The 5,547-nt window shown below is 64.4% G+C and carries 7 protein-coding genes and 1 pseudogene; 3 read left to right on the top strand and 5 right to left on the bottom strand.

Features of this window, described 5'->3' with window-relative positions:
* Together EOA22_RS23230 and EOA22_RS23225 are read right to left on the bottom strand one after the other, a co-directional pair.
* Positions 1 to 332 (bottom strand): FAD binding domain-containing protein (locus tag EOA22_RS23230; protein WP_206521321.1); only part of this gene is annotated, 332 nt, incomplete at its 3' end.
* Positions 329 to 826, bottom strand: coding sequence for a (2Fe-2S)-binding protein (locus tag EOA22_RS23225; protein ID WP_013530705.1), 498 nt, complete (start codon positions 824 to 826; stop codon positions 329 to 331). The genes EOA22_RS23230 and EOA22_RS23225, both read right to left, overlap by 4 nt.
* A 287-nt stretch (positions 827 to 1,113) precedes the next feature.
* Between EOA22_RS23225 and EOA22_RS23220 the strand changes: the two genes are divergently transcribed.
* Together EOA22_RS23220 and EOA22_RS23215 are read left to right on the top strand one after the other, a co-directional pair.
* Positions 1,114 to 1,734 carry a TetR/AcrR family transcriptional regulator gene (locus EOA22_RS23220; protein WP_024501664.1) on the top strand — a complete coding sequence of 207 codons (621 nt, stop codon included), beginning with the start codon at positions 1,114 to 1,116 and terminating at the stop codon, positions 1,732 to 1,734.
* A gap of 56 nt (positions 1,735 to 1,790) precedes the next feature.
* Positions 1,791 to 2,789 (top strand): bestrophin family ion channel, encoded by a 999-nt coding sequence (locus EOA22_RS23215; protein ID WP_063168584.1) that lies wholly within the window; start codon positions 1,791 to 1,793, stop codon positions 2,787 to 2,789.
* Between the two features lie 62 nt (positions 2,790 to 2,851).
* On the opposite strand, the gene EOA22_RS23210 is transcribed toward EOA22_RS23215, so the two are convergent.
* The 3 genes from EOA22_RS23210 to EOA22_RS23200 all read right to left on the bottom strand — a co-directional run bounded on the left by EOA22_RS23210 (position 2,852) and on the right by EOA22_RS23200 (position 4,993).
* The gene (locus tag EOA22_RS23210) at positions 2,852 to 3,856 is read right to left on the bottom strand and encodes an NAD(P)-dependent alcohol dehydrogenase (protein ID WP_063168583.1); all 1,005 of its coding nucleotides are present in this window, start codon (positions 3,854 to 3,856) and stop codon (positions 2,852 to 2,854) included.
* Between the two features lie 40 nt (positions 3,857 to 3,896).
* The gene (locus EOA22_RS23205) at positions 3,897 to 4,157 is read right to left on the bottom strand and encodes a hypothetical protein (protein WP_024501661.1); all 261 of its coding nucleotides are present in this window, start codon (positions 4,155 to 4,157) and stop codon (positions 3,897 to 3,899) included.
* A gap of 83 nt (positions 4,158 to 4,240) precedes the next feature.
* Positions 4,241 to 4,993, bottom strand: coding sequence for a thioredoxin family protein (locus EOA22_RS23200; protein WP_013530710.1), 753 nt, complete (start codon positions 4,991 to 4,993; stop codon positions 4,241 to 4,243).
* Between the two features lie 300 nt (positions 4,994 to 5,293).
* On the opposite strand from EOA22_RS23200, the pseudogene EOA22_RS23195 reads away from it, so the two are divergent.
* Positions 5,294 to 5,547, top strand: a pseudogene (locus tag EOA22_RS23195) (helix-turn-helix domain-containing protein); the annotation flags it as partial.

The following is a 5,547-nucleotide window of genomic DNA, read 5'->3' as shown; positions in this document are numbered from 1 at the left end:
CCGCCGACGGTGGCGGCGTTGCGAAGCTGCGCCGAAGCGCCCGACAGCAGCGCCTCGGCCACCGCCGGATAGGATTTGGCGAACGCCGGATGGTAGGCAAGGTCGGCGTTACGCACCAGCGCACCGATGCGCAGGCCACCATCGTCCAGCCGTTCGATGCGGTTGAGTTCCGGCAGCCGGGAGATGTCGACGATACGCTCGGGACTGGTGATGCCGCCTTTCATCAGGTCGAGCAGATTGGTGCCGCCGGCGAGATAGGCCGAGCCCGGCTCGGCTGCCGCGGCGATGGCGTCGGGAATGGTGGCGGGCCTGATGTAATCGAAGTCTCTCATGCCGCGGTCCTCCGGTCGGCTTTGACAAGCTGTTGCTGGGCTTCCAGGACGGCCTCGACGATGCCGCCATAGGCCGCGCAGCGGCATATGTTGCCGCTCAGCCCCTCGCGGATGCGTTCGGGATCGTCGCCGGCCTGTCCCTCGGCGATCAGGCCGAGCGTGCTCATGATCTGGCCGGGTGTGCAGAACCCGCACTGGAAGCCGTCATGGGCGATGAAGGCGGCCTGCACCGGATGCAGTTCCTCGCCGTTGGCGACGCCTTCGATGGTCAAGACCTGGGCGCCGTCATGGCTGACCGCCAGCGCCAGGCATGAGTTGATGCGCTTGCCGTCGACCAGCACCGTGCAGGCGCCGCATTGGCCGCGGTCGCAGCCCTTCTTGGTGCCGGTGAGATCGAGCCGCTCGCGCAGCAGGTCGAGCAGGGTTACGCGTGGATCGACCTCCAGTTGGTGTCGGTGGCCATTGATGGTGAGGGTAATGGGAAGGCTGGTCATGGGCGTCTGGCTCCAGTTGCTTGACGCGGATGGGATTGAACTGGTGCCTTGCCGCAGAAGGGCAAGGTAACTGTTCGGTCAGGTCTTGACGGCGAAAGCGGAGATGGCGGATCTCCCGCGAGGCAGGCGGGCAGGGGAGATGTCGGCTTGCGTGTTCGAAAGACGTGACATACCGGTTCTCCTGATTATATGATAAAGGTGCTCCACTAAAACGGAGGCGCCTCCGTTTATTACGTGGTGGCTGACCCTGCCGGATTCAAGCCCCCTGACACGATGTGGAGAAAAAATTGGCCAGCGAGCCGTCCGCCATTGCTGAACAGAAGGCCGAGGCCGTAGACGCAAAGCCGCTGCGCGCCGATGCGCGGCGCAACCGCGACCGGCTGGTCGAGGTGGCGGTGTCAGTCTTTGCCGAGCGCGGCATCGATGGCTCGCTGGAGGAGATCGCGCGCCGCGCCGGCGTCGGCATCGGCACGCTCTACCGGCATTTCCCGACGCGCGAGCATCTGGTCGAGGTGGTCTATCGTCGTGAGGTGGAGGCGCTGTGCGCGGCCGCCGGCGAGCTTGCCCAAAAACATCCGTCCGATGTCGCGCTGGAACAGTGGATGCAGCGCTTCGTCGACTACATCGCCACCAAGCGCGGCCTGGCGACCAGCCTGCGCATTGTGCTCACCACCAATTCGACGCTGTTTTCCGACACGTTCGGCCGGGTGTCGCAAGCCTTGCGACGCCTGGTCGAGGCGGCGGTGGCCGACGGCACCATCCGCGGCGACGTCGACGCTTCCGACGTGCTGCACGCGCTGGGCGGCATCTATTCAGCGCCCGACACCCCCGAATGGCGCGACCGCTCGCGCCGGCTGGTCAAGCTGTTGATGGACGGGTTGCGGTTCGGGGCTGCAAAGGCACAATGAGGCGACCAGATTCCGGCCGTGCAAAACCAGACCTATCGATGAGTTGAGGGGATACGATGTATGTAGGCCGTTCCTACAAACTGATCGATTTCGCGCTGTGGTCGCGGCGCAGCGTCATCTACATGGTGGTGGTGAGCGGTCTGGCCGTGGCGGCCTACCGTCTTCCAGGCATCGCCGGGTTTTCGGTGCCATGGTCGGTGGTGCTGGTGCTTGGCACCACCGTGTCACTCGTCGCCGGGTTCAAGAATTCGCAGGTGTTCACCCGCAGCAGCGACGCGCTGCAGGCTTTTACGCAAATTACGGCCAGCAGCCGTTTGTGGTCCAATTTCTGCAGGGATTTCCTCGACGCGCCGACGGCCAGACAGCTCATCTATCGCCACATCGCCTGGATGACGGCATTGCGCTTTTCCCTGCGCCGGCCGATGCCATGGGAGTCCATGGCGCGGGCCGCCAATATCGAATACCGGCGGCGCTACCGTATCCATGAGGATGCGAGCTCGGTCGGCGACGAATTGCGTCCGCTGCTCGCCGAACAGGCCGAGGACGTCCTGAAATCGCCCCAGCCGGCGATAGCCCTGCTCGAACTGCAATCTGTCCAGGTCAATGCGCTGTTCAAGGACACAAAGCTCCCTCCTCAGATCTATGGCGAACTGACCAAGCTGATCCGCGACTTCCATGACCAGCAGGCGCGCTGCGATCGCATCAAGAACAATCCCTATCCCCGGCAATACGCCATCGTCAGTTCGATGTTCGTCATGATCTTCTGCACACTGTTGCCGTTCGGGGTCGTTCCCGTCTTTGCCGATATGGGCAAACTGGGTGGCGCGCTCGGGTCGATAGCGATCTGGCTGACGATCCCGTTCAGCACGCTGCTCGGCTGGGCCTACATGTCTCTCGACCAGGTCGGCGAAAGCAGCGCCAACCCGTTCGAGGGCAATGCCAACGACGTTCCGATCTCGCAGATCTGCCGCGACATCGAGATCGAGTTGCGTAGCGGGCTCGGCGAGAGCGACCTTCCCAAGCCCCTGCTGCCGGTCAACGACATCGCGACCTAGGCAGGATCACGACGAGGCGCGGCCCCGGCGGTCCCCTTCATCGTGCTGCTGGCGGAGAACGCTCAAACGTCAAGGCAGACCTTGCCGAAATGCTTTCGGGATTCGTAATGAGCGAAGGCGGTGGCGATGTCCTGCAGCGGAAAGTGGCGGTCTATGACGGGCTTCAGCCTGTTGGACTCTATCGCGCGGATCATATCCTCCTGGTCGGCCCGGCTGCCGATGGAAATGCCGCTGATGCGGATCTGGTTGGAAAACAGGGCTGGGATAGACACTTCCGCCGCAAAGCCGGTCAGGACGCCGACCAGCGCGATGTGACCGCCCGTGCGGCAGGCGATAATCGACTGCGCCAGCGTGGCGGGTCCGCCGACCTCGATCACGTGATCGACGCCGCGCCCGCCCGTCAGATCCTTGGCCTTGCGGCCCCAGTCCGGGACGGACTTGTAGTTGATGACGGCGTCGGCTCCGAGGCGCTTGAGCCTTTCCAGCTTCTGCTCGTCGGATGAGGTGGCGATGACCCGGGCGCCGGCGGCCTTGGCGAATTGCAGCGCGAACAGCGATACGCTGCCCGAACCGAGGACCAGCACTGCGTCGCCCGGCTTCACCTTGCCGCACACAATCAGGCCGCGCCAGGCAGTAACGCCCGTGCAGGTGAGCGACGCCGCCTCGACATGCGTATAGCCTGCCGGTGCCCTGGTGAAAGCATGCGCCGGCATGCAGACATACTCGCTGGCGAAGCCGTCGAAACTGTCTCCCGGAATATCGCGCCGGGTGCAGGGCGTCATGTCACCGCGCAGCCACCAGGGATAGAAGACGCTGACGACGCTGTCTCCGGGCCTGAGTGCATCGACACCGTCGCCGAGGGCAATCACTTCGCCGGCGCCGTCGGAGAGCGGAACGCGGCCGTCGGCGAGAGGCATCTTGCCTTGCACGGCAAAGTCGTCGCGCATGTTCAACGCGCAGGCCCGGATCCTGACCAGCACCTCGCCCGGCCCTGGTTGGGGCGGATCTTCCTCGACCAGGTCGAGATTGCCCAAGCCGCCCGGCGCTCTCAGCCTGACCAGTCTCATTGTCTTCTCCGATGTGTGGGGTGTCTAGAATTGGAAGGGCCTAGCGGGCCTGCCGGCCGGAGATCACCCGCAGCCAGGGCGCCAGATGAAAGGCGCTCATCAGCAGATACATCGCAGCCATGCCCGTGAGGGGCGAGGCGTCGGTGCCCATGCACTGCATGGCCGCATCGCCGCTGAAGATGCAGGTGAGCAGCGCCATCACGGCGAAGGTCGGTGCCGCGGCAAGGCAAAGCCAGTCGGCCAGCCCGAGGGTGGCGGCTTCTGGGATCGTGCTGCCGGCACCTGTGTGGATATCGCTCATCGCCTTGATCCTTGATGATCATGCCAGCCACGACAGGTTCCTCTCTCCACGGAGTGGGGAGAGGAACCCAGACTGGACAACCGTTACTGCTCGCCCTTGTCGCGGAATGCGGCCTCGCCGGCAGCAGACACTTCTTCCCATTTCTTGTCGGCCCCGGCGTCGTAATTGTCGTGCCAGTTCCACCAGGAGTAGAGTGGAGTCTGCGGATAGCCTTCGGGCGAATCCTCCCAGATTTCCTGGCGGCCGAGCGGCGTCGCGTCGAGATAGCTCCAGACGGTGCCCATCGCTTCGTCGCCGCGGCTGTTAATCAAGTAGGTGCGGAAGATGCGATCGCCGTCACGGATGAAGACGTTGTGGCCGTGCCATTCGTCGACACCGAAGTCCTTGTCGAAACTGTCAGTGATTGTGTACCAGGGCATCTGCCAGCCCATCCGCTGCTTCAGCCGCGCAATGTCGGCCTGCGGGGCACGCGAAGCGTAGGCAAGCGTGGTGTTGCGGGCGTTGAGATGGGCGAGGTGGCCGACCTGGTCGGCGCCCAGCGAACAGCCGCGGCAGGCGTGATCGGGCCAGCCATGCACGCCGGGCTCGAAGAAGGCGCGATAGACGATCAGCTGGCGGCGGCCTTCGAACAGATCGAGCAGGCTCGCTCTGCCGTTCGGTCCCTCGAACACATAGGCCTTGTCGACTTCCATCCACGGCATGCGCCGGCGCTCGGCGGCCAATGCGTCCTTGGCGCGCAGTGTTGCCTTTTCCTTCACCAGCATCTGTTCGCGGGCGGCTTCCCAGTCCTGCCTCGAAACGATCGGCGGGGTCTTCATTGCGATGTGCTTGGTCATTGGTCGTCTCCTTTGCCAGTCTGTTGTCGCTTGCTGTCAGCCAGAATAGGGCGGTGAAGCGGGAGGGTGGGAGTTACAAGTGTGACGGGATTTGCAGGAGCCGGCCCGTCGCAGCAGGGGTGGCGCATCCTCACGGTGCCTTCGGCCGGGTGGAGAGGAGTGTCGGTTGGCATTGTCGGTTCTCCCTTGGCGTGCCGCGCGTTGCCGATAGTTGCCGATGCGGCTTGCCGGTTGACGGTACGGATTTAAGTTAGGGCGGCGACGCACAAGGGTGGGAGTTACAAGTGTGACGGGATTTGAATGGATTCGCTGATCACCGCGGCTGCGCTGGCACTGGCCGGAGGCGACCCGCTCGGCGCGCTGGATCGCGTCGCCTTGCGCGAAGACCCGCCGGCGCTGGCGCTGCGCGGCATTGCCATGGCGCAGCTCGGTGATCTCGATCGCGCCAAGGCGCTGCTGCGGCGTGCCGCGCGCGGCTTCGGCCCGAAAGAGGCGGTAGCGCGTGCCAGATGCGTCGTTGCCGAGGCCGAGATCCCGCGAGACCAGCGCGATCT

This window comes from Mesorhizobium sp. M7A.F.Ca.US.014.04.1.1 (genome assembly GCF_003998745.1).
Classification (GTDB): domain Bacteria; phylum Pseudomonadota; class Alphaproteobacteria; order Rhizobiales; family Rhizobiaceae; genus Mesorhizobium; species Mesorhizobium ciceri.
Note: the sequence above shows the minus strand (reverse complement) of the source record. Positions and strands in the feature narration are given on the sequence as shown.

What these genes read in the sequence shown, in the direction of transcription:
- EOA22_RS23210 (WP_063168583.1), bottom strand. Translation starts at nt 3,856, where the DNA reads ATGAGACTGGTCAGGCTGAGAGCGCCGGGCGGCTTGGGCAATCTCGAC.
- EOA22_RS23225 (WP_013530705.1), bottom strand. Translation starts at nt 826, where the DNA reads ATGACCAGCCTTCCCATTACCCTCACCATCAATGGCCACCGACACCAA.
- EOA22_RS23200 (WP_013530710.1), bottom strand. Translation starts at nt 4,993, where the DNA reads ATGACCAAGCACATCGCAATGAAGACCCCGCCGATCGTTTCGAGGCAG.
- EOA22_RS23205 (WP_024501661.1), bottom strand. Translation starts at nt 4,157, where the DNA reads ATGAGCGATATCCACACAGGTGCCGGCAGCACGATCCCAGAAGCCGCC.
- EOA22_RS23215 (WP_063168584.1), top strand. Translation starts at nt 1,791, where the DNA reads ATGTATGTAGGCCGTTCCTACAAACTGATCGATTTCGCGCTGTGGTCG.